General features: G+C 27.8%; 17 protein-coding genes, 5 tRNA genes and 2 riboswitches. Of the genes, 16 read left to right on the top strand and 6 right to left on the bottom strand.

The genetic code is table 11. The features are described from left to right. The first annotated feature begins 77 nt into the window (after positions 1–77). The 4 genes from QZ321_RS10830 to metK all read left to right on the top strand — a co-directional run bounded on the left by QZ321_RS10830 (position 78) and on the right by metK (position 1,903). Positions 78–153: transfer RNA gene (locus QZ321_RS10830), tRNA-Val, on the top strand. A 6-nt stretch (positions 154–159) separates the two neighbouring features. Beyond that, positions 160–234, top strand: a tRNA-Thr gene (locus tag QZ321_RS10825). A gap of 5 nt (positions 235–239) precedes the next feature. Beyond that, positions 240–324: transfer RNA gene (locus tag QZ321_RS10820), tRNA-Tyr, on the top strand. A 128-nt stretch (positions 325–452) separates the two neighbouring features. Then, positions 453–636: riboswitch (SAM riboswitch) on the top strand. 91 nt (positions 637–727) lie between these two features. Continuing rightward, the gene (metK, locus tag QZ321_RS10815) at positions 728–1,903 is read left to right on the top strand and encodes a methionine adenosyltransferase (protein WP_291743658.1); all 1,176 of its coding nucleotides are present in this window, start codon (positions 728–730) and stop codon (positions 1,901–1,903) included. 116 nt (positions 1,904–2,019) lie between these two features. On the opposite strand, the gene nagA is transcribed toward metK, so the two are convergent. Continuing rightward, positions 2,020–3,159, bottom strand: coding sequence for an N-acetylglucosamine-6-phosphate deacetylase (gene nagA, locus QZ321_RS10810; RefSeq protein ID WP_291748127.1), 1,140 nt, complete (start codon positions 3,157–3,159; stop codon positions 2,020–2,022). A gap of 178 nt (positions 3,160–3,337) precedes the next feature. On the opposite strand from nagA, the gene QZ321_RS10805 reads away from it, so the two are divergent. From QZ321_RS10805 to prfB, 6 genes are all read left to right on the top strand, one after another. Continuing rightward, on the top strand, positions 3,338–5,566 hold the full coding sequence (locus tag QZ321_RS10805; RefSeq protein ID WP_291748124.1) for an ATP-dependent RecD-like DNA helicase: 2,229 nt from the start codon (positions 3,338–3,340) through the stop codon (positions 5,564–5,566). Between the two features lie 21 nt (positions 5,567–5,587). Beyond that, positions 5,588–6,565: a hypothetical protein gene (locus QZ321_RS10800; RefSeq protein ID WP_291742445.1), complete on the top strand. Its 978-nt coding sequence runs from the start codon at positions 5,588–5,590 to the stop codon at positions 6,563–6,565. Then, a complete protein-coding gene (locus QZ321_RS10795; protein WP_291742448.1) occupies positions 6,553–7,227 on the top strand; it encodes a ComF family protein in 675 nt (224 codons plus the stop codon). The genes QZ321_RS10800 and QZ321_RS10795 overlap by 13 nt, the downstream gene beginning before the upstream one ends. 434 nt (positions 7,228–7,661) lie before the next feature. Then, positions 7,662–8,189: a ribosome-associated translation inhibitor RaiA gene (gene raiA / locus QZ321_RS10790; protein ID WP_291742450.1), complete on the top strand. Its 528-nt coding sequence runs from the start codon at positions 7,662–7,664 to the stop codon at positions 8,187–8,189. A 302-nt stretch (positions 8,190–8,491) separates the two neighbouring features. Then, positions 8,492–11,005: a preprotein translocase subunit SecA gene (gene secA, locus QZ321_RS10785; RefSeq protein ID WP_291747418.1), complete on the top strand. Its 2,514-nt coding sequence runs from the start codon at positions 8,492–8,494 to the stop codon at positions 11,003–11,005. A gap of 51 nt (positions 11,006–11,056) precedes the next feature. Beyond that, positions 11,057–12,158 (top strand): peptide chain release factor 2 gene (gene prfB, locus QZ321_RS10780; RefSeq protein ID WP_291747415.1). Its coding sequence is split into 2 segments (ribosomal slippage): positions 11,057–11,134 and positions 11,136–12,158, totalling 1,101 coding nucleotides; the frame shifts between segments, so codons are not numbered across the junction. A 21-nt stretch (positions 12,159–12,179) separates the two neighbouring features. Here the strand turns inward: prfB and QZ321_RS10775 are convergent. Next, complete coding sequence (locus QZ321_RS10775; protein WP_291747412.1) at positions 12,180–13,697, bottom strand: M28 family metallopeptidase; 1,518 nt, start codon at positions 13,695–13,697, stop codon at positions 12,180–12,182. Between the two features lie 69 nt (positions 13,698–13,766). Beyond that, positions 13,767–14,099: a hypothetical protein gene (locus QZ321_RS10770; RefSeq protein WP_291747409.1), complete on the bottom strand. Its 333-nt coding sequence runs from the start codon at positions 14,097–14,099 to the stop codon at positions 13,767–13,769. A 143-nt stretch (positions 14,100–14,242) separates the two neighbouring features. Between QZ321_RS10770 and QZ321_RS10765 the strand changes: the two genes are divergently transcribed. After that, positions 14,243–16,405, top strand: a complete 2,163-nt coding sequence (locus QZ321_RS10765) for a Tex family protein (RefSeq protein WP_291747407.1) — start codon at positions 14,243–14,245, stop codon at positions 16,403–16,405. 90 nt (positions 16,406–16,495) lie between these two features. After that, a riboswitch (FMN riboswitch) is annotated at positions 16,496–16,610 on the top strand. A 220-nt stretch (positions 16,611–16,830) separates the two neighbouring features. After that, positions 16,831–17,415: an ECF transporter S component gene (locus QZ321_RS10760; RefSeq protein WP_291747404.1), complete on the top strand. Its 585-nt coding sequence runs from the start codon at positions 16,831–16,833 to the stop codon at positions 17,413–17,415. Between the two features lie 22 nt (positions 17,416–17,437). On the opposite strand, the gene rimI is transcribed toward QZ321_RS10760, so the two are convergent. From rimI to tsaE, 3 genes are read right to left on the bottom strand one after another with little or no spacing between them, the layout of a single operon-like run. Beyond that, a complete protein-coding gene (gene rimI, locus QZ321_RS10755) occupies positions 17,438–17,884 on the bottom strand; it encodes a ribosomal protein S18-alanine N-acetyltransferase (protein WP_291747400.1) in 447 nt (148 codons plus the stop codon). After that, a complete protein-coding gene (tsaB, locus tag QZ321_RS10750; RefSeq protein ID WP_291747397.1) occupies positions 17,868–18,584 on the bottom strand; it encodes a tRNA (adenosine(37)-N6)-threonylcarbamoyltransferase complex dimerization subunit type 1 TsaB in 717 nt (238 codons plus the stop codon). The genes rimI and tsaB overlap by 17 nt, the downstream gene beginning before the upstream one ends. Then, a complete protein-coding gene (tsaE, locus tag QZ321_RS10745; RefSeq protein WP_291747394.1) occupies positions 18,581–19,042 on the bottom strand; it encodes a tRNA (adenosine(37)-N6)-threonylcarbamoyltransferase complex ATPase subunit type 1 TsaE in 462 nt (153 codons plus the stop codon). Before tsaE ends, tsaB begins: the two co-directional genes overlap by 4 nt. Before the next feature lie 133 nt (positions 19,043–19,175). Between tsaE and QZ321_RS10740 the strand changes: the two genes are divergently transcribed. The 4 genes from QZ321_RS10740 to licT all read left to right on the top strand — a co-directional run bounded on the left by QZ321_RS10740 (position 19,176) and on the right by licT (position 22,718). Beyond that, a tRNA-Trp gene (locus tag QZ321_RS10740) sits at positions 19,176–19,249 on the top strand. 156 nt (positions 19,250–19,405) lie between these two features. After that, positions 19,406–21,550 carry a DNA helicase RecQ gene (gene recQ, locus QZ321_RS10735; RefSeq protein WP_291747391.1) on the top strand — a complete coding sequence of 715 codons (2,145 nt, stop codon included), beginning with the start codon at positions 19,406–19,408 and terminating at the stop codon, positions 21,548–21,550. Positions 21,551–21,617: 67 nt separating this feature from the next. Next, positions 21,618–21,691: transfer RNA gene (locus QZ321_RS10730), tRNA-Trp, on the top strand. 154 nt (positions 21,692–21,845) lie between these two features. Continuing rightward, on the top strand, positions 21,846–22,718 hold the full coding sequence (gene licT, locus QZ321_RS10725; RefSeq protein WP_291747388.1) for a BglG family transcription antiterminator LicT: 873 nt from the start codon (positions 21,846–21,848) through the stop codon (positions 22,716–22,718). Positions 22,719–22,722: the final 4 nt, after the last annotated feature.

Raw genomic sequence — 22,722 nt, 5'->3', positions numbered from 1 at the left:
CTGTAAATCTGTTGCGATTCGCTTCGATGGTTCGAATCCGTCCTCCCCCACCATTTAAATTTAATTTTATTACTTTTGGAAGCATAGCTCAGCTGGGAGAGCATCTGCCTTACAAGCAGAGGGTCACAGGTTCGATCCCTGTTGTTTCCACCAAACTACGCTTCATTGGCTCAATGGCAGAGCAGCTGACTTGTAATCAGCAGGTTGTTGGTTCGACTCCGACATGAAGCTCCATATATGGGGGAGTTCCCGAGTGGCCAAAGGGGGCAGACTGTAAATCTGTTGCGATTCGCTTCGATGGTTCGAATCCGTCCTCCCCCACCAAGCATGGTTAATGCCATGCTTTTTATTTTTATTAATTTAAATTTCATATTAAAAATAAGGTATATATTTTCTATTGACATAGTATGTATATATTGTTAAAATATTTTAGGAATAAAATTTGATATTAGTTCTTATCCAGAGAGGTGGAGGGATAAAGGCCCTGTGAAACCCGGCAACCTACTTAATAGGTTAAAATTAAGAAATGATAGTTAAATTAAAATATAAATTTTTAATTATAATCTATTTTTATTAATTATTATCTATTAGTGTGGTGCAAATTCCTGCAGAACATTTAATTTTGCAAGATAAGAAAGACCTTAGATAATTTCAGTCTCTTCTATCTTGAAGAGGCTTTTTTTATTGCTTAGAATTAATATCAAAAATTGAAAGGAGCTAAGCAAAAATGAGAAGATTATTTACTTCAGAATCAGTTACAGAGGGGCATCCAGATAAAATATGTGACCAAATATCAGATGCAGTTTTAGACAATATATTAGAAAAGGATCCTATGGCAAGAGTTGCTTGTGAAACAGCAGTAACAACTGGAATGGTATTAGTAATGGGAGAAATATCAACATCTTGTTATGTAGATATTCCTAAGATAGTTAGAAAAACAATAAGAGAAATAGGTTATGATAGAGCGAAATATGGATTTGATTGTGATACATGTTCAGTTTTAACATCTATTGATGAACAATCTAGTGATATAGCTATGGGAGTTGATGAAGCATTAGAATCTAGGGCTGGTGAAAAGGATAATGTTGAAGCTGTTGGAGCTGGTGACCAAGGAATGATGTTTGGATTTGCAACTAACGAAACTCCAGAATATATGCCTTCACCAATAGCTATGGCACATAGATTATCTAGAAGGTTAACAGAAGTAAGAAAGAATGGAACTTTACCATACTTAAGACCAGATGGAAAAACTCAAGTAACAGTAGAATATGATGATAATAAGGTAGTTAGAATTGATGCAATAGTAATTTCTACTCAACATGATGATCATGTTAGCCAAGAACAAATAAGAGAAGATTTAATGGAGCATGTTATAAAAGCTGTTATTCCATTTGAATTATTAGATGAGTCAACTAAATACTTTATAAATCCAACAGGAAGATTTGTTGTTGGAGGTCCACAAGGTGATAGTGGATTAACAGGTAGAAAAATTATAGTTGATACTTATGGAGGATATGGAAGACACGGTGGTGGAGCATTCTCAGGAAAAGATCCAACAAAGGTAGATAGATCAGCAGCATATGCAGCAAGATGGGTTGCAAAAAATTTAGTTGCAGCTGGAGTTGCAGATAAATTAGAAATACAATTAGCTTATGCAATAGGTGTTGCAAAGCCAGTTTCTATTGAAGTTGATACTTTTGGAACAGGAAAGCTTTCAGAACAAGAAATAATAAGCATTGTTGAAAAGGTATTTGATTTAAGACCTGGAGCAATAATAAGAGATCTTGAATTAAGAAGACCATTATATAAGCAAACAGCAGCTTATGGTCATTTTGGAAGAAATGATTTAAACCTTCCATGGGAAGAATTAAATAAAGTAGAAGAAATAAAAAAATATCTATAAAAATATAATTAAGAACCATATCGTATTGAAATTTTTTAATTTAATATGATATAGTTCTTTTTATTTTATAAAATTTTTACTTATAATATAATAAAATTATTTTTTTAACTTTTAGTTTATAAGGTGTTGTAGACTATTTTACCGCCAATTATAGTCATTTTAACATCAATGTTTTCATCAAAAATAGTTAAATCTGCATCAAAGTTTTCTTTTATTTGTCCTTTCTTATCATCTACTCTACAGTATTTAGCTCCATTATAAGATGCCATTTTTACTATTTCGTATAATGGATAATTTGTATTATCATGTATGTTTTTAATAGATTTATTTAATGTTAATATTGATCCAGCTAATGCACCATTATTTAATCTTGCAGCACCGCTTTTAACGGTTACAGGTTGACCACCTAAGGAATAAGTTCCATCAGGCATTCCGCAAGCACACATTGCATCTGTTACAAGTAAGGTTTTATCAGTCCCTTTTTGTTTATATACAACCCTTAAAGATGGATAAGATATATGAATACCATCAGAAATAGTTTCAGTTGTTATATCAGTATCGAAAGTTGCCCCTACTACACCAGGCTCCCTATGCGTAAAACCAGTCATTGCATTAAATAAATGAGTAGAGTGACAGAAGCCACATTTTATTCCATCTATGGCTTCTTCATAAGTTGCTTTTGTATGTCCTATAGAACAACGTATACCTTTAGATGATAAAACAGAAGCAAGTTCTTTAGCTCCTTCAACTTCAGGTGCCATAGTAATAGAAACTACAGCATCCATAGCATCACCAGTCATTGATTTAAAATTTTCATATGAAGGTGCTATTAGGTAATTTGGATTTTGAGCTCCTATAGCACTAGGGCTAATAAAAGGTCCTTCTAAGTGAGCACCCAAGACTATTGCACCATCAGTTCCATTAATTTTTGCTTTTTTTATAGCCATCATAGATTTTAAAATATCTTCTTTAGACATAGTCATTGTTGTAGGTGTAAAGGAGGTTGTACCATATTTGCAAATAGTTTTTGATATTTCATTTATTGCTTCAAAAGTACCATCCATTGTATCATGTCCACCAGCGCCGTGTATGTGAATATCTATAAAACCAGGAGAAACAAATAAACCTTTACAATCGATAACTGTTTTATCATTAACCTCAGATGGATTAATTTCCTTTATTATATTATTTTCTATTAGTATAGATCCCTTTTCTATCTTATTTAAGAATATTATATTACAATTTTTTAATAACATTTTAAATTCCCTCCAAATTAAAGTTAAATTATTAAATAATAACTTAATAATTTAATAAGTAAAATATAATCTTATAATTTAAATATAAATGAAAACGTTAAAATAAACAATGAAAATTTTACTTATGATATAATTATTAATATTAAATAAGTAAAATTACGATGTTTGGAGCGATAATATGGAAATATTAGAAGGCTTAGTAGAAGCAATAATCTTTAAAAGCGATGATAGTGGATATATTGTAGCGAAAATAACTGCAAATAAAGAGCTTGTAACAATTGTTGGTATAATGCCATTAATAAAAGAAGGACAACAAATTGAGGTAAAAGGAAATTGGATAAATCATAAACAATTTGGAAGACAATTTAATGTAGCGGAATATAAAGAAGTGCTTCCAACTTCAGCAAGAGAAATTGAAAAATATTTAAGTACAGGTATAATTCATGGAATAGGTCCTGTTACAGCAAAGAAAATAGTTAAGGCATTTGGAGTTGAAACTTTAGACATATTAGATAATGACATTGAAAGATTAAGGGAAGTTGAAGGAATTGGGGAAAAGAAATTTAATATAATATATGAATCCTATCTTGAAAGTAGAGAATTAAAGGATATTATAATGTTTTTCCAAAATCATGGTGTTACTATAAATCAATGTTTAAAGATTTATAAAAAGTTTGGGCCAGATTCTATAGATATAGTTTCTAATAATCCCTATGTATTAAATGATGAAATATCAGGAATTGGATTTTTAACTTCTGATAGAATTGCAAAAAGTTTAGGTATTGAACCGCAATCAGATTTTAGAGTTCAAAGTGGAATAAGATACGTTTTAAATAACTTTTCTGGTCTTGGAAACACATATATGCCAAAGGATAAATTGATTGAGCAATGTCAAAAGGTTTTAATGGTTGATAAGGAATTAATAGAGGTTAACATATATAATAGTGTTTTAGAAGGAAAGGTAAAGGTAGAAAAAATTAATGATATTGAGGCTGTATATGCATTGCCTTATTATTTTTGTGAGCTTGGTGTTACAAATAAAATTATTACATTAAGTATAGAAAAATTTCAAACTATAAATTCTGATGTTTTATTTGAAATCTCTAGTTTTGAAAATAAGCATAATATTAAGTTTGCAGATTCTCAAAAGGATGCTATATTAGGTGCTTTTGAAAATGGAATTGAAATAATAACAGGTGGTCCTGGCACAGGAAAGACTACAATAATAAAATGTATAATAGAAATATATGAAAATAACGGTATGAAAGTTCTTTTAGCAGCACCAACAGGACGAGCAGCTAAAAGAATGACAGAATCTACAGGACGAGAGGCTAAAACCATACATAGGTTATTAGAGATGGGAGTAAGTGAAGATGAAAACTCCTTTTTTGGAAGGGGTGAAGGTGAACCATTAGAAGGTGATGTAATAATAATTGATGAAGCATCTATGATTGATATAATGCTTATGAATAGTTTATTAAAGGCTATAAAATTAGGAACTAGAGTTATTATAGTTGGAGATGTGGATCAACTTCCATCTGTAGGTCCAGGAAATGTATTAAGGGATTTAATAAACAGTAATTTTATTAAGGTAGTAAGATTAAATGAAATTTTTAGGCAAGGAAAAGAGAGCATGATAATTTTAAATGCTCACAGAATAAATAATGGGGAATTGCCATATTTAAATAAAAAAGATGGAGATTTTTTCTTTGATAATAGAGAAAATAATGAAAGTATATTGCAAACTATATTAGATTTAGTAAATAGAAGAATTCCAATGTTTAATTCAAAGTGGAATAAAGTTAAAGATATTCAAATATTATCTCCAACTAGAAAAGGAATTTTAGGAATAGAAAATTTAAATAATGAACTTCAAGCTATTTTAAACCCACCTGATAAATATAAAAAAGAAAGAAAATTTAAAGACTTTATTTTTAGGGTCGGTGATAAAGTAATGCAAACTAAAAATAATTACTCTTTAAAGTGGAATAGAATAGGTGGATATGGCGATAATGAAGGTGTAGGAATATTTAATGGAGATATGGGATTCATAGAATCTATTGATGAAGAAAATAACACTATAACTGTTATTTTTGATGATGAAAGAAGAATAGTGTACGATAATGTATATGTAGAAGAATTGGAACTAGCCTATGCAATAACTATACATAAAAGTCAAGGGAGTGAATTTAAAGTAGTAATTATACCAACTTTTATGGGCTCAGCTTTTTTAATGAATAGGAATATATTATACACTGGAATAACTAGGGCGAAAGAGCTTGTAGTGGTTGTTGGAAGCCAAAAGGCACTAAAGTATATGGTTGATAATACAAATAGTATGGAGAGGTATTCATCATTGAAGGAAAGAATTTTAGATATTGTATCTGATGATAAAATAAGTGAATAATAAGTAAATGGAGTTGATACTATGAATTATAAAGAATTAAGTAATGCTTTTAAAAAGATAAATAAATGGTATTCAAAAAGAACTAAAGTATTAACTTTAAAAACAAGACCTTTTAATACTATTGATATTTTTTCTAATATAATAAATAAAATTGTACAAGAAAATGGAAAAGTTTTATATGTATTTTGTAGTGAAGAAAAAGAATTTGTAAAAGAAAAAATTAATTATATAAATAATCTTATAGATAGAGATACAAATATAAAAAGGATAGAAAATAATTTAAATTTTATAACGATAAGTGATATTAAAAATGTAAACGAAAATTATGACTTAGTTATAGTTGATGATATAACTTTATTTTCTAAGATAAGCAATGAATATATTAGAGAATCTATAGAAACTATATATTGGAAAACTAATAAAATCATAATTTATTCAACTGAATATATATTTCCAATAGGTGAAAAGTTGGATTTACCTTATATTATTTCAGAAGAGCCTATGATAGAACCAAGACTTATGAGTACTAGAATAAGATTAGAAGAAAATATACCATTATCTTTATTTGAGTATTTTAAATGGTTTAAAGAAAATAAAAGAATAGTATTGATTGTAGTGCCATCACTAGAAAAATTAAATAAGGTTTATAATCATTACTATCAAGTTTTAAGAGAATTAGATATTAGAGTTATTAGATACACCAAAAATCAAAATTTTGATTTTTTAAAAGAAATTATGAATGGATATAGTGATTCATTATTTATAGTTACTAATAATTATGGTCAATATATAAATAATATTGAAAATGTAAATATAATATTACTATTTGCTGATGATATTTATTATTCCTATAAAAAGATAGTTTATATGTGTGCTTCAATTAATAAAACTAAAGAAATTCAATCAGAATTTATAATGGTTTCTAAAGATACTTCAGAGGATATGGATAACGCAAAAAGTATTACTAGGGAATTTAACAGGAGTCTATGGGAAAAGTAATAAATAAAAATATAAATTTAAAGTATTTTAATAAAATTGCATTAAATATATATAATGCAATATTAGATATAATTTACCCACCAGAAGAAAAATGCATAGTTTGTGGAATAGATGGCTTTATAGGATTATGTCCACAATGCAAAAATAGCATTAAAAGAGCTACTAAAAAAGAAAATAGTTTATCTTATGGATTTTATGGGGGAGTAATAAAAAATTTGATTTTAAAGTTTAAGTATGAAAATAATTTTACTGCAGGAAATTTACTATCTAATTTTTTGATAGAAATGGTAAAGGAACAAGATATTAATGCAGATATTATTTGTTATGTACCTATGACTAAAGCTTCTGAAAAAAAGAGAGGATATAATCAGTGCAGATTAATGGCAAGAAATCTAAGTAATGATATTAATGTACCTATAAGTAATTGTCTTAAAAAGATAAAGGATACAAGAGAACAAAAAACCTTAACAAAAGAAGAAAGAATGATAAATGTAAGAGGAGCATTTAAAGTTATTAATTCTAAAGATATAAAAAATAAAAATATTATATTAATTGACGATGTTATGACTACAGGGGCTACTACTGAGGAATGTAGAAATATATTAAAAAAATCAGGAGCAAAGAAAATTATAGTATTGACAATTGCTAAAAGCAATATATAATAGTAATGTAAAGTTAGGTCTGTGGATGAAAGTCGATGCCAGTCGCAGGCGAAACGATCCACGTAAGTTAAACAAAGTTTTAATGAGCATGGTGCGGTATAGAAGTAAGTCCTGCCAGTAGAGATACTGAGAGTGTTAGTAGTGAGAGGTTAATTCCGGGTAGCAAAAGCTCCAGCAGGCGAGTGTGGGGTCAAAATCCAGGTCAGCTAACTTTATAAAAAAACATCAATTCGTATGAATTGATGTTTTTTATTTTTAATAATGAGATAATCGAAGATATATGGAGTTATGTAGAGTAAATAAGTTTAAATTTTCAGTAAATTTATAAAACAAGCTTTGAGGAATAATTTTACAAATGGTAAAATATAGATATAGATTAATATATTTAAAGTCTTAAATAGTATAAGTATAACTTAAAGAGAGGGGCTGACCTTATGAGAGTAACTGTAATAGGAAAGAACATTAACGTGACACCTGCACTAAAGGAAATAGTGGAAAGAAAGATTTCAAAACTAGATAAGTATTTTGAACCTGACGTAGCGGCAAGAGCCACATTAACTGTTCAAAAAAATAGCCAAATTTTTGAGGTGACAATACCATTTAATGGTGTTATTTTAAGATGTGAAGAATCAACAGATGATATGTATAAGTCTATTGATTTAGTAGAAACAAAACTAGAAAGACAAATTAGAAAACAAAGAACTAAATTACAAAGAAGAAGTAATGAATCTTTAAGATTTAATAATTTTGATGAAGTTGCATCAGAAGAAGATGATCATGGAGAAGTAGTAAAAGTTAAAAAGTTCAATATAAAGCCAATGAGTACAGAAGAGGCTATATTACAAATGGAGCTTGTTGAACATAATTTCTTTGTTTTTAAAGATTCTGATACAGATAATGTTAATGTTGTATACAAGAGAAAAGATGGAAATTATGGGCTTCTAGAGCCAGATTATATTTAATTGAATATAGATAAGGGGAATGTTATAAACATTTCCCTTATTTTTTATATTAAAACAAATGATTTTTAAATGTTTTATTTAGAATTAAGTCTTATAACTTTTATATCTTATATTTTTAAAATATTATAATAGCTTTAAGTATAGTTGTTTTGGTTGAATTATAAATACTATAAATGGTATAATTTATTAAGCGAAATATTAAAGGGGTAGCTTATACAATTAGAATTTAGATAAATTGATTAATAATCGCACATCTATAATTTTTTATTGATGTTTATGATTATGTTGAAAGGAAATATATTATGGGATTTTTAGAAAAACTTTTCGGAACATATAGCGAAAGAGAAGTTAAAAAACTTCAATCGATTGCAGATAAAATAGAAGCTTTAGATGAGTCTATGCAAAAGTTAACAAATGAAGAACTTCAAGCTAAGACTTTAGAGTTTAAAGAAAGAATAAAAAATGGAGAATCTTTAGATAGCATATTACCAGAAGCATTTGCAGTTTGTAGAGAAGCTTCAAGCAGAGTTCTTGGAATGAAACATTTTAGAGTTCAGTTGCTAGGAGGAATGGTTCTTCATCAAGGTAGAATAGCTGAAATGAAAACAGGGGAAGGGAAGACTCTTGTTGCAACATTACCAGCATATCTTAATGGATTGACTGGAAATGGAGTTCATGTAATAACAGTAAATGATTATTTAGCAAAGACTCAAATGGAAGAAATGGGAGTGCTTTATAACTTTTTAGGTTTAACTACTGGTTGCATAATACATGGAATAACTCCTGACCAAAGAAGAGCAGCTTATGCTTGTGATATAACATATGGAACTAATAATGAATTTGGATTTGACTATTTAAGAGATAATATGGTTATACATATGGAAGAGAGAGTTCAAAGGGGACTTAATTTCTGTATAGTAGACGAAGTAGACTCTATTTTAATAGATGAGGCTAGAACTCCTCTTATTATTTCAGGAATGGGAGATAAATCTACTAAATTTTATAATGTTGCAGATAACTTTGTTAAAACATTAGTAAGTGAAAAAGATTTTACAGTAGATGAAAAAGCTAATGCAGTTTTATTAACTGATGATGGAGTTGTTAAAGCTGAAAAATATTTTGGCATAGAAAACTATGCTGATTCACAAAATTTAGAGTTACAACACTATGTTACTCAAGCTTTAAAGGCTAACTATACAATGAGAGCTGATAAAGACTATATGGTTAAGGATAACGAAATAGTAATTATTGATGAATTTACAGGAAGACTTATGGAAGGTAGAAGATATTCAGATGGTCTTCATCAAGCAATTGAAGCTAAGGAAGGAGTTAAGATTCAAAGAGAATCTAAAACTTTAGCTACAATAACATTCCAAAATTATTTTAGAATGTATAGTAAATTATCAGGAATGACAGGGACAGCATTAACTGAAGAAAATGAGTTTAGAGAAATATATAACTTAGATGTTATAGTAATACCAACTAATAGACCAGTTCAAAGAATTGATAATTCTGATATGGTTTATAAAAATTCCGTTGGAAAATATAAAGCTATAGTTGAGGAAGTAGTAAAATCACATGAAAAGGGTCAACCAGTTCTTGTTGGTACTGCTAGTGTTGATAAATCAGAATATATTTCTTCTTTATTAAAAAAGAGAGGGATTAAGCATCAGGTTCTTAATGCTAAATATCATGCTCAAGAAGCCGAAATAATTTCTCATGCTGGAGAATTAGGAATGGTTACTATTGCTACTAATATGGCAGGTAGAGGTACTGATATTAAGCTTGGAGAAGGAGTTATAGAAGCTGGTGGATTAAAAGTTCTTGGTACTGAAAGACATGAATCAAGAAGAATAGATAATCAGCTTAGAGGTAGATCAGGGCGTCAAGGTGATCCTGGTGAATCAATATTCTTTATATCATTAGAAGATGATTTAATGAGAATATTTGGTTCTGAAAGAATTCAAGGAGTTATTGATAAATTAGGTCTTGAGGAAACAGAAGCCATAGAAAGTAAGATGGTTACTAAAGCTATAGAAAATGCTCAAAAGAAGGTTGAAGGAAATAACTTTGATATAAGAAAAAATCTTTTAGGTTATGATGATGTTATGAACTTACAAAGAGAAGTTATTTATAGACAAAGAACAGAAGTTTTAGAGGGTAAAAATTTAAAAGAACAAATTCAAGGAATGATAGAAGAAGTTATTTCTGATTCCGTAAATTCACATTTAAGTGGAGAAGTTCAGGATATAGAATCTGAAATTAAAACATTGCTTCAATATTTAGAAGAAATTTGTATGCCACATGGTGTTGTAACTGTTGAAGAATTAGCTGATTTATCAAATGAGCAAATAAAAAATAAATTAATTGAGACTGTTCTTAATATATATAAAGGTAAGGAGCTTGAGTTTGGTGAAGAACAATTAAGAGAAATTGAAAGAGTAGTTCTTTTAAGAGTTGTTGACCAAAAGTGGATGGCACATATTGATAATATGGATCATCTAAAACAAGGAATGGGATTAAGAGCTTATAAGCAACAAGATCCAATACAAGCATACCAAATGGAAGGTAGTGCAATGTTTGAGGAAATGATTGAAGGAATTAAACTTGAAACTGTTAAATTCTTATTCCATGTAAGAGTTGAAAGACCTGTAGAAAGAGAAAAGGTTGCTGAAGAAACATCTGCAACTCATGGAAATGATGACAAAAGTTTAAAGAAAGAACCAATTAGAAATGATAATAAACTTGGAAGAAATGACTTATGTTCATGTGGAAGTGGCAAAAAGTATAAGAACTGTTGCGGTAGGGAAGTATAATAAAAAAGTGTCTGAAAAGGCACTTTTTTCAATGAATTAAGGGGTGATATTTTGTTAATTAAGTTAGAACAAGAGCTAACTAAAGTTAGTGGATTAAAAGAAATATTAAAAGAAATGGGGGCTTCACTTTGACAAGGAAAGCCTAGAAAAAAGATTTAAAGAATTAGAGCTTCAAATGCAAGAAAAAGGTTTTTGGGATGATATAAAAAGGGCTGAAGAAGTTACTAAAGAAAGCAAGAGTATTAAAGATAAAATAGAGAGATATGAAGCTTTAGTAAATAGATTAGATGATGTTGAAGTGTTAGCTGAACTTGCAGAAGATGATGAAGAAACTATAAATGAAGTTATTACAGAAATTAGAGATATAGAAAAGCTTATAGAAGAGTATAAGATAGAACTTCTTTTATCAGGTGAGTATGATAAAAATGATGCTATTTTAAATCTGCATGCTGGTGTTGGTGGAAGTGACGCTAATGATTGGACACTTATGCTTTTAAGAATGTACACAAGATGGTGTGAAAAAAAAGGATATAAAGTTGAAACACTAGATATACTTGAAGGTGATGAAGCAGGAATAAAAAGTGCTACATTAAGAGTAAAAGGTGAATTTGCATATGGGTATTTAAAAGCAGAAAAGGGTGTTCATAGATTAGTAAGAATATCTCCATTTAATGCAAATGGGAAGAGACAAACTTCTTTTGCATCTATAGAAGTATTGCCAGAGCTTACAAAGGATCAAGATATAGATATTAGATCAGATGATTTAAAAATAGATACCTATAGAGCAAGTGGGGCTGGTGGACAACATGTAAATAAGACAGAATCAGCAATAAGAATTACTCATATACCTACAGGAATTGTAGTTCAATGTCAAAGTGAAAGAAGCCAGTTTTCAAATAAGGATACAGCAATGTCTATGTTAAAATCAAAGCTTATAGAACTTAAAGAAAGAGCTCATAAGGAAAAGATAGAGGATTTAACTGGTGAGTTAAAGGATATGGGATGGGGAAGTCAAATAAGGTCATATGTATTCCATCCATATAATATGGTTAAAGATCATAGAACAAATGAAGAAACATCAAATTTAAATGCTGTTATGAATGGAGAAATAGATCAGTTTATAACAACTTACTTAAAGAGTATATCAAAATAAAAAAAGTGCATTGCACTTTTTTTATTTTGATATTAATTTAAAGTTTTTAATAGCTAGTATTACTATTGAAAATCCAAATATAAGAGTTACTGAAATAGAAGCTTTATATCCATTAGAAAAAAATATACAAGAAGTTATAATAGATATTAATGCAACTAATCCAAAAATTCTAGAACCATTTTTATCAGTTATAATTTTACTTTTATCAAATAATCCCCAAGCAATTAATATAATTAAACAGATAGATATAAAAATCATTGAATTGGAACTATAAATAAATCTAGTAAATGTACTATAGCAAGATGATTTAATTTCTTCATCAATTATGCTATATACAGTATCAATAGCATTAGCATCTATATAATCAATAGTATCGTTTGGAGTATGAATTCTTGTTTTGTCACTATGACAAAAACTAACCGCATCTATGTTCAAATTATTAAAACTTGCATGGTCGCTAGAATCTTCATATATAATTTCATAACTCACATTATTAGCTTCACATATTTCTCTTAATGAATTTAATAATTCTGAATTTGTATTTTTAAATTTAATTCCTTGCATGAAGGTTATAGGATAATCAGCACTACCAATCATATCTAAGTTAATTACTTTTGAATTTTTTATATTAAATAAATTAGCTTCTGCAAAAGCTTTAGATCCAAGAAGACCAAATTCTTCAGCATTTAAGGCAGCAAAAATTATATCCCTTTCTGGCTTTCCATAAGTTGCAAAACTTCTACTAAGTTCTAATAAAAATGAGGCTCCAGAAGCATTATCTAATGCACCTGAATAAGTATTTCCTAAACCGTCTTTTCCAAGATGATCATAATGGGCAGTTATTATAAATGGATCTAATTTAGAGTTTGAACCCTTGATTACACCAATAATATTTGATATTGTTTTTTCTTCCTCTTCAAATGGAATGTGAAGAGATATTTTTTTTCCTTCTTTTAAACTATTAGATATTTTTTCAAAGGCATTATTAGATACCATTATTACTGCATCTTTTGCAAAATCACTAAAAAATGAGCTTCTAAATGAAAAATTATTATTCTTAGGAACATATATTAGAAATTGTCCATCATCACAAGTTACTTCCATATATGCTAAATAAGATTTTATATTATCTTCTTTTGAAAAGGTAAATGTATTGTTTTTAAAATTAATCATATCTTCTTTAAAATCAATACCATATTTTAATTCTTCTTCAGTTTCTCCGTTATATTCTATCTTTAGATAGGGGGAGGTATTTGTTATAACTGGACAAATAGTATTGAAGCCTTGTGAGTAATTATTATCATTGTTTAATGAGGTTAAATTGCTATCTATGAACCTATTTTTTATTATTTCTCCAGTCATTGAATTTTCTATACTTCCAGCAAGTCTCCCACCAAGTATATCTGAGGATAAAACATAAATATTACTTAAAACATTTCTAGAATTAAAGGGTGAATAAGTATTATTAAGGTATATTGTAAATAGTAATATAAAAGAATTAATTAATAGTAACGGAAAATATATAAGCTTTTTTTTCATAAAAAAATACCTCACTAATAGTATTATATTAAATACTATTAAATGAGGTTTTGCATTATGATAATAAACTTATGCCTTATTTTGAATAAGTTCAAATAAACATTGAAATAATGAAAATAAAATACAAATATAAATTAAAATATTAAGTTGATTATTAAGAACAGAAAGTATACCACCAATTATTATGCTACATAATGTAACTATATTTATAAATTTAATAAGATTTGATTTACCTGTTAATATTTCTTTATTAGCAATAAATAAAATCATTATAAGAGTTAAAAATATAAATATTTTTTCGAGATTAGCAGAAAATTCAATAACATAAAGTTGATTTAGACATAAAAGAGTAATAAGAACTACAAGAAGAATATTTATGAAATTATTAACAAATTTATTCAAATAAGGCACCCCCTTAATAAATACATATGGAAGATATTTACAATTAGATTATACTATTACCTTTACTTAATATCAAGTGTGTAAAGTTATGTTATACTAATTATTAGAAATAAATTTATAAAAAATTTTCATAGGAGAGAAGTATGGTAAATATAGAAGAAAGACTAGTTAGAGAGTTAGAAATAACTTTAAAGCAAGTTCAAAATGTAATTAAACTATTAGATGAGGGAAATACAGTTCCCTTTATATCAAGATATAGAAAAGAGCAAACAGGTGGGTTAAGTGATGATGTTTTAAGAAAGTTTTTTGAAAGATTAACTTACTTAAGAAATTTAAAGGAAAGAAAAGAAGATGTTTTAAGATTAATAGATGAACAAGGAAAATTAAATGAAGATATAGTTAAAGCTTTAGAAAAAGCAGATACCTTAACAGAGGTTGAAGATATTTATAGGCCTTACAAACAAAAGAAGAGAACTAGAGCAACTATAGCTTTAGAAAAAGGCTTAAAACCATTAGCTGATTTGATTTTAGAAGGAAGATTTAAGGAAAGTATAAAAGAAGAAGCTAAAGTTTATATAGATGATGAAAAGAAGGTACTTAATGAAGAGGAAGCTATAAATGGAGCTTTAGATATAGTAGCAGAGATAATTTCTGATGATGCAGGGTTTAGAAAATGGATAAGAGAATTTGTAATGAGGGAAGGAAAAATTGAATCAAAGGGATCAAGCGAACTTCCAACACCTTTTGAAATGTATTATGAATATAGTGAAGATATAAGTAAAATTCCTGCCCATAGAATATTAGCTATAAATAGAGGAGAAAAGGAAAAGATATTATCTGTTAAAATAGTATCTAATGAAGAGAAAATAATATCATATCTTCAAAATAAATTGTTAAAGAATAATAATAATACTGATGAATATTTAAAGCTTGCAATTAAGGATTCTTTTAAAAGATTAATATATCCTTCAATAGAAAGAGAAATAAGAAGTGAACTTACAGATAAAGGTGAAGAAGGTGCAATATTAATATTTAAAGAAAATTTAAAGGCACTTTTAATGCAAGCACCAATAAAGGGAAAAGTAGTTATGGGGTATGACCCAGGATTTAGAACGGGTTGTAAAGTTGCTGTTTTAGATTCTACAGGTAAATTCTTAGAAAAGGCTACAGTATATCCAACTTTACCTAAGAATGATATAGAAGGTACAAAGAAAATATTAAAGAAGCTTATATATAAATATAATGTAGATGTTATTTCTTTAGGAAATGGTACTGCATCTAGGGAGTCGGAAGAAGTAATTTCCGAAATGATAAATGAAATTAAAAAAGAAAGCGGTAAAGAAATAGCTTATGTAATAGTATCGGAAGCAGGAGCATCTGTTTATTCGGCATCAGAACTAGCTGCTAAAGAATATCCTGATTTAGATGTTACTATAAGAGGTGCTATCTCTATTGGGAGAAGACTTCAAGATCCTATGGCTGAGCTTGTAAAAATAGACCCTAAGGCAATTGGAGTTGGTCAATATCAACATGATGTTACTCCAAAAAGATTAGATGAATCATTAACAGGGGTAGTTGAAGATTCTGTTAATAAAGTTGGTGTTGATTTAAATACAGCAACACCATCTCTTTTAACTTATATTGCAGGTGTTAATGCAGCAATTGCAAATAATATAGTTGCATATAGAGATGAAGTTGGAGGATTTAAGAGTAGAAAAGAATTACTAAAGGTTAAAAGATTAGGTCAAAAAGCTTATGAACAATGTGCAGGATTTTTAAGAGTAATGGAGAGTAAAGAACCTTTAGATAATACTTCAGTTCATCCAGAATCATACTTAGTAGCAGGAAAGCTTATTGAAATATTAGGATATACTAAAGAGGATTTAAAAAATAGAAATCTAAATGATATAGAAGAGAGAGTTAATTTAAGAGGATTAAAGAATCTTGTTAATGAGCTTGAAGTTGGAGAATTAACCTTAAAAGATATAATTAAAGAGTTACAAAAACCAGGAAGAGATCCAAGAGAAGATATGCCAAAGCCAATTTTAAAAACTGGTGTTATAGACTTAAAAGATTTAAAATCAGGAATGGAGCTTATGGGAACTGTAAGAAATGTATCAGACTTTGGTGCCTTTGTTGATATTGGTGTTCATCAAGATGGATTAGTTCACAAGAGTCAAATGGCAAATAAGTTTGTTAAACATCCATTAGATATAGTAAAGGTTGGAGATATAATTAAGGTCAAGATTATGGAAGTTGATGAAAAAAGAAAGAGAATTTCATTAACAATGAAAGACATTGATTAACACTAAAAATAAATTTTAAATTAATTTATTTAATAAAAAATATAAAAACACTATTGAAATATACAAAATTTAGTAATATAATAAAAGAAAAAATATCTTCAGGGCAGGGTGAAAGTCCCTACCGGCGGTATAGCCCGCGAGCAATTTTTGCAGATTCGGTGTAACTCCGAAGCCGACAGTAAAGTCTGGATGAAAGAAGGTAAAGGTTAAATTATATAAATATATTATTGATAATAGTTTTATGATTTTAAAAAGAATTCATAATTCTATTAAGGTGTATTTATTATTAGTTTTGTTTTAATGCCCTGATGTTTTTAACATCAGGGTTTTTTTAATGTATCAAACATTATAAATAGTAAAAACTATTATCAAATATATTTTAATTTAACTAGAGCCCCAGGGGATAACTTTTGGGAGGGAAAAATATGAATTCATCAAAAAATCTAAACAAAATGATTAAAATTTCTTTATTATCAGCTATTGCAGTAGTATTAATGTATTTTGATTTTCCTATAATACCTGCATTTCCATGGCTTAAAATTGATTTAAGTGAATTACCAGCATTAATGGGGGGATTTGCTTATGGGCCAGTTGTAGGTGGAATAATAGTTATATTAAAGGTATTTTTAAGATTTTTAATAAAGGGAACAGAAACTGGATTTGTTGGAGAAGCTGCCAATATAATAGTTGGACTTGCGTTGGTTGTTCCAGCAGCTTGGTTATATCATAGAAATAAAAGTAAAAAGACAGCTATATTAGGTATGGTTATAGGTGCATTAGTGATGCAAATTTTAGGTATAATTTCAAATGTATATTTCTTATTACCTGCATTTGGAATGAAATTAGAAGGAACTGAATTAATGAATTATATATTCCTAGGATTAATACCTTTTAATGGGGTAAAGGCATTAATAGTTTGTATTGCAACATATTTATTATACAAAAGAGTATCTCGTGCAATATTTAATGTTGATAGTAATTTTGGAATAAGAAAAAAAGAAATAGCTTAACAATAAAAAGAGGATAGGATTTCTATCCTCTTTTCCACATTATAATGGCATTTTCACCATTGTCTGAATAATATCCTTTTCTTATTCCTTCTTCTTTAAAATCAAACTTTTTATAAAGGTTTTGGGCAGGAATATTTGATTCCCTAACTTCTAAAGTTATGTCATTACAATTTAGAGATTTACAGATATCAAGTAAATTTAATAATAAATTTGATGCAACACCATGTTTTCGATACTTTGGATTTACAGCAATATTTGTAATATCACCTTCTCCAACAACTATCCATACACCAACAAATCCAATGACCTCATTAGTTTCTAAATCTTCTGCAATTATATATTTTGCTAAAGGATTGTTTAATTCATTAGTAATAGAATCTAAAGTCCAAGGTATAGCAAAACATTCTTTACTAAGATTATATACTCCATTAATATGAACATCTTTCATAAGACTATAATTTATTTTCATTTTTCATAGCCAACCTTTGTTCAAGTTCTCTTTCTGCTTGAGGCTTTTTAATATAAAGTGGAGCAGAATTTATATCATCAATTTCTCCATGTTTAATTTTTTCCATTCCAAGCTCTCCAAGAGAAGAAGCTCTAATTATGCTTAAATGATTTGGAGCAAACTCACAATTGTTAACATTTTTAATTAGGAATTCCTTGTGTTTAGATACACCATCACCAGTAAATATAACTTTTTCACCTTTTCTATTTAATATATCTGAAAGCTCAGTTAATTCTAAAGCTGTACATTCAAGTATTTTAACTAATTTTCCATTTATATTTCTATAAAGACCAGTATAAACGCTATCTCTTAATGCATCCATAATTGGACATATTATTCCATCAAATGTTATTAAAGAATTAGCTAGTGCATCTAAACTTGAAATAGAAACATAAGGCTTATTAGAACCAATGCTTAATCCTTTAACAGTTGCCATCCCAATTCTAAGTCCAGTAAATGATCCAGGACCTTTAGAAACTACAAAACCGTCAACTTCACCTATATCTATTTGACAGTCCTTTAATAACATTTCTATTTTTTCCATTAGTATAACAGAGTGTTCTCTTTTAAAGTTTAAAGTATATTCACCAAGTATAAATTCATCTTCAAGAAGAGCAACTGTAGTTACTAAAGATGAGGAATCTATGCTTAAAACTATCATATTTTTAACTCCTTTATATAATTATATTTTTCTCCATATGGAGTTAGAGTGATTTTTCTATAATCTTCACCCTTGTCTAAATCTTTTTCTATATAAATATGTAAAAAATCTTTTGGAAGTATTTCTTCTATATAATTTGCCCATTCTATAATTGAAACTGCATCAGAGAAAATATAATCATCGAAGCCTATTGCATATATTTCATCAGGATCTGATACTCTATATACATCAAAATGATTTAATTTTAAACGCCCAGAATCATATTCATTTACAATAGTAAAGGTAGGGCTTGTTATATAATCAGTTATTTCTAATCCTTTAGCTATACCTTTAGTTATGTGAGTTTTTCCAGTTCCTAAATCACCAGTTAAGCAAATTATATCTCCAGAATTTAATAGTTTACCAAGATCTATTCCAAGGTTAGTAGTTTCCTCCACGCTATTAACATAAAAAATCATGTTAAAATCCTCCCTTTTTTAATTAACTATTTTATATTTTATCCAAAAAGTAAGAAAAAGAAAAGAATAATAGAAAAATAGTAGAAAAAATATTGATTTTATATATAAAGTAATATATAATATATTTGTACTTAGGGGTATCGTATATCGGTAGTACAGTAGTCTCCAAAACTATTAGGCTAGGTTCGATTCCTAGTACCCCTGCCAAAAAAAGCTAGTAAGATTTTCTTACTAGCTTTTTTTATTTATTTTATAAAATGATTTTTAATAATAGTTGTGATATTTTACAAAAATAATTATTACTTGAATAAAGAGACTTTTAAAGTTAATAATTAAAATAACTTAGGGAGATAAGGAGTTTTTATGGATAGGGCATTAAATGTTTTAAAGCAATATTATGGGTATAGTTCTTTTAGAGAAGGCCAAGAAGAAATAATAAGACAAATATTAAGTGGAGAAGATGTTTTAACTATTATGCCTACAGGTGGAGGTAAATCAATTTGTTATCAAGTACCTGCAATATTATTAGAAGGTATAACAATAGTTATATCACCACTAATATCTCTTATGAAAGATCAAGTAGATAATATAAATAATTTAGGAATTAAATCAGCTTATATTAATTCATCATTAAGTAATTTTGAAATAAATAATATTTTAGATGAAGCAGCAAGAAGTGAAATAAAAATATTATATGTTGCTCCTGAAAGGTTAGAGTCTCAAAATTTTTTAGAACTTATATCTAGTATTAATGTTTCAATGATTGCCATAGATGAAGCACATTGTGTATCACAATGGGGACATGATTTTAGAAGTAGTTATAGAAAGATAAGTAGAGTGATTTCTTTATTAAAAAATAGACCAATAGTTGCTGCATTTACAGCAACAGCTACAAGTGAAGTTAGAAGTGATATAATAAATTTACTTGAATTAAATAATCCTAAGATATTTATATCAGGGTTTGATAGAAAAAACCTTAAAATAATAATAGAAAAAGGAGTAAATAAGAAAAATTATATTTTAGATTATATAAATAATAATAAAAACGAATCGGGAATAATATACGCATCAACTAGAAAGGAAGTAGATAATTTATATGAATTATTAACTTCAAGAGGATTACAGGTAGAAAAATATCATGCAGGACTTAATGATGAATATAGAAAAACAGCTCAAGAGAATTTTATATATGATAAGAGTAATATAATAATTGCTACAAATGCTTTTGGAATGGGGATAGATAAACCTAATGTTAGGTATGTAATACATTATAATATGCCTAAAAATATTGAAGGGTATTATCAAGAGATAGGAAGGGCAGGAAGAGATGGTGAAGAAAGTGAGTGTATAATGTTATTTTCACCTAGAGATGTTCAAACACAAAAATACATTATAGAAACTGCCACGGAAAATATTATAAGAAAAGAAAGTGAGCTTTCAAAATTACAAACTATGATAAATCTTGTATATACTCAAGATTGTTATAGAAAATTTATATTAAATTATTTTGGAGAACAATATGATAAAAATTGCAATAAGTGTAGTAATTGTGAATTGGCTGGAGAGTTAAGAGATAAAACTATAGATGCACAAAAGGTTATTTCATGTATTTATAGAATGAATCAAAGATTTGGAATTGGAATGGTTATAGATGTACTTAGAGGTTCTAAAAATAAAAAGGTATATGAGTTAGGATTTGATAAACTATCAACTTATGGTATAGTGAAAAATTATACTAAGGATGAATTAAATGAATTTATTAATATGTTAATTTCCCATGAGTATTTAAATTATAATGGTGAGTATCCAGTTTTAACATTAAATAAACAATCTATAGAGATTGTAAGAGGAGAAAGACAAGTATTTGTTAAAGAACAAGTTATTAATAAGACTAAAACAGAAGAAAATGAATTATTTATAATATTAAAAAAATTAAGACTAGATATTTCTAAAGAAGAAAAAATTCCACCATATATGGTATTTGGAGATTCAACTTTAAAGGAGCTTAGTAATAGAATGCCAATAACAAATGAACAGTTTTTAGATATAAATGGTGTTGGTAATTCTAAGCTCAATAAATATGGTGAAATATTTATTGAGAAAATTAAGGAGTATATTGAAAAAAATAATATAGAAGTATCTTGGAGTTTTATAAATAATAAGAATAATACTTTAGTTAATAAAGATTCAAGTGAATTAAAAGATGAAAAGAAAAAATCTTATGAAGTAACCATAGATTTTATTAAAGCTGGTAATTCTATAAAAGGTATTGCTAAGGAAAGAAAATTATCTTTATCTACAGTAATGAATCACATTGAACAATATATTGCTGAAGGTAATGATGTTAATTTTAATATATGTTTAGATGAATTTTTTAATGAAGATGAAGAGAAAATAGTTTTGGATGCTATAGATAAAGTTGGATATAATAAATTAAAAAGTATAAAGGAAATAGTTCCTAATAAAATAACTTATGATACTATAAAAGCAGTAATATTAAAAAAATAATTAACAGCAATTAAGAATATTTTAGTTGACAATTGTTATGTTAACATGATATGATATCCATTGTTGAAGGGGTATCGTATATCGGTAGTACAGTAGTCTCCAAAACTATTAGGCTAGGTTCGATTCCTAGTACCCCTGCCAAAAGACTTAGCAATTTAGCTAAGTCTTTTTTTGTCTAATATATATTGAGATTAATTGACAATCAAATGTTTAAGATGTTAAAATTAGGATATCCTAAGTTGAAATTAGTCTAAGTTTAGTCTATTTTTTACTACCATAAGAAAGGGGCAAATATATGATAGTTGAGAAAGTTTTAAATAATAATGTAGTTGTTTCAATAGATCCTACAACTAGAAAAGAGATAATTCTTATGGGAAGTGGGATAGCGTTTAATAAAAAACCTGGTCAGTTAATAGATACTAAAAAAGTTGAAAAAACATTTATAGTAGATGATGAAAATTTAGGAAATAAAATTAAGAAGTTAATTAATCAAATTCCAGAAGGAATATTTGAATTAGCAGATGAGATAATCAATCATGCACAAACTGAGCTAAATATTGAACTAGATAAGCAAATTTACGTTTCTTTAGCTGATCATATAGCTTTTGCCGTAAAGAGATTTAAAAACGGGATTACTATAAAAAATGAATTATTAAATGAGATAAGAAGAGTCCATAGAAGTGAATTTAAAGTTTCATTATGGGCAGTTGATCATATAAATAAAAGTCTAGATATTAATCTTCCAGAAGGTGAAGCTGGATTTATAGCATTGCATTTTGTAAATGCAAGTTATAAAGAAACTACAATGAAATCAGTAGAATCAACTAAAATAATAAAGGATATATTAAATATAATTAAATATTATTTCTCTATAGAATTAGATGAGGATGATTTGAATTATGATAGATTATTAACTCATTTAAAGTATTTTGCAAAGCGTATAGTTAATAATAATAAACAAAATAGCACCGATTCTGATTTTGTAAAAGTTATATCAACTTCTTATCCAGAAGCATATGGGTGTGCATTGAAGATAGGAAAATATATAGAAAATAATAATAATTATGACGTAAATGAAGATGAACTAGTATATTTAACTATGCATATACAAAGAGTTATATCGGTAGCAAGAGAAAAAACAATTAAAAAAACTCCTAAGCTAATTTAATTTT

The organism is uncultured Clostridium sp. (assembly GCF_910588715.1).
GTDB lineage: Bacteria > Bacillota > Clostridia > Clostridiales > Clostridiaceae > Clostridium.
This window is presented reverse-complemented; position numbering and strand designations above follow the sequence as displayed.

Excerpts from the sequence above, each read along its gene's own strand:
- licT (WP_291747388.1), top strand. The coding sequence starts at position 21,846 with ATGATAGTTGAGAAAGTTTTAAATAATAATGTAGTTGTTTCAATAGAT.
- recQ (WP_291747391.1), top strand. The coding sequence starts at position 19,406 with ATGGATAGGGCATTAAATGTTTTAAAGCAATATTATGGGTATAGTTCT.
- QZ321_RS10775 (WP_291747412.1), bottom strand. The coding sequence starts at position 13,697 with ATGAAAAAAAAGCTTATATATTTTCCGTTACTATTAATTAATTCTTTT.
- QZ321_RS10795 (WP_291742448.1), top strand. The coding sequence starts at position 6,553 with ATGGGAAAAGTAATAAATAAAAATATAAATTTAAAGTATTTTAATAAA.
- QZ321_RS10765 (WP_291747407.1), top strand. The coding sequence starts at position 14,243 with ATGGTAAATATAGAAGAAAGACTAGTTAGAGAGTTAGAAATAACTTTA.
- tsaE (WP_291747394.1), bottom strand. The coding sequence starts at position 19,042 with ATGATTTTTTATGTTAATAGCGTGGAGGAAACTACTAACCTTGGAATA.
- QZ321_RS10800 (WP_291742445.1), top strand. The coding sequence starts at position 5,588 with ATGAATTATAAAGAATTAAGTAATGCTTTTAAAAAGATAAATAAATGG.
- nagA (WP_291748127.1), bottom strand. The coding sequence starts at position 3,159 with ATGTTATTAAAAAATTGTAATATAATATTCTTAAATAAGATAGAAAAG.
- QZ321_RS10805 (WP_291748124.1), top strand. The coding sequence starts at position 3,338 with ATGGAAATATTAGAAGGCTTAGTAGAAGCAATAATCTTTAAAAGCGAT.
- metK (WP_291743658.1), top strand. The coding sequence starts at position 728 with ATGAGAAGATTATTTACTTCAGAATCAGTTACAGAGGGGCATCCAGAT.
- tsaB (WP_291747397.1), bottom strand. The coding sequence starts at position 18,584 with ATGATAGTTTTAAGCATAGATTCCTCATCTTTAGTAACTACAGTTGCT.
- rimI (WP_291747400.1), bottom strand. The coding sequence starts at position 17,884 with ATGAAAATAAATTATAGTCTTATGAAAGATGTTCATATTAATGGAGTA.
- secA (WP_291747418.1), top strand. The coding sequence starts at position 8,492 with ATGGGATTTTTAGAAAAACTTTTCGGAACATATAGCGAAAGAGAAGTT.
- QZ321_RS10760 (WP_291747404.1), top strand. The coding sequence starts at position 16,831 with ATGAATTCATCAAAAAATCTAAACAAAATGATTAAAATTTCTTTATTA.
- raiA (WP_291742450.1), top strand. The coding sequence starts at position 7,662 with ATGAGAGTAACTGTAATAGGAAAGAACATTAACGTGACACCTGCACTA.